Here is a 911-nt window from a genome sequence, read left to right as displayed (position 1 = left end):
TGAACTGCAATTAGAAGTTCTGGCTTAAGCTCAACTTCACGACCAATTATGGCTTTTTGCTGATTACCACCTGACATAGTTCTTGCTGGTGATTTTCCACCTTCTCCTGATCTTACGTCAAATTCTTTAATTATCTTTTCAGCATAATTGTGTATAGCATCCTTATTTAATAAGCCATGCTTTGAAAATGGTTCTCTATCATAAATTTCTAAAACCATATTATTTTCAAGTGTATAGTCTAATACAAGCCCTCTTTTGTGACGATCTTCTGGAATATGTGCTATTCCACTATTTATACGCTTACGTATAGACATATTTGTTATATCTTCATTTTTAAAATATACCTTTCCTGATTTTACTTGTCTCATACCAGTAATTGCTTCAATCAATTCAGATTGTCCATTACCTTCAACTCCAGCAAGACCAAGAATTTCTCCAGCTTTAACTTCTAAAGAAAAGTTTTTAACCCCTAAAACCTTCTTGTTATTCATAACAGAAAGATCTTCTAATTTTAAAACTACATCTCCGGCTTCTTTTTCTTTTTTATCAACCTTGAAGTTTACTGGTCTCCCAACCATCATTTCTGCCATTTTTTCTTGTGATGTTGACTTTACTTCAACACTTCCAATATATTTTCCACGTCTTATAACTGTACAATAATCTGCAACAGCTTTTATTTCTTTAAGTTTATGGGTAATTATTATAATTGATTTTCCTTCTTTAATAAGATTTTTCATAATCTTCATAAGTTCTTCAATTTCTTGTGGTGTAAGAACTGCTGTAGGTTCATCTAAGATTAATACTTCTGCATCTCTATAAAGCATCTTTAAAATTTCAACTCTTTGCTGCATTCCTACTGTTATATCTTCTATCTTTGCATATGGGTCAACTTTTAATTCATATTTATTAGA

1 protein-coding gene is annotated in these 911 nt (G+C 31.2%); it reads right to left on the bottom strand.

The features are described 5' to 3' along the window. The coding region (locus tag GXK56_RS27500; RefSeq protein WP_160693488.1) for an ATP-binding cassette domain-containing protein at nt 1-911 on the bottom strand (911 nt) is incomplete at both ends.

This window comes from Clostridium sp. C2-6-12 (assembly GCF_009928485.1).
GTDB lineage: Bacteria > Bacillota > Clostridia > Clostridiales > Clostridiaceae > Clostridium.
The sequence above is the reverse complement of the archived record's forward strand: the minus strand, read 5'-3'. Positions and strand labels throughout refer to the sequence as shown.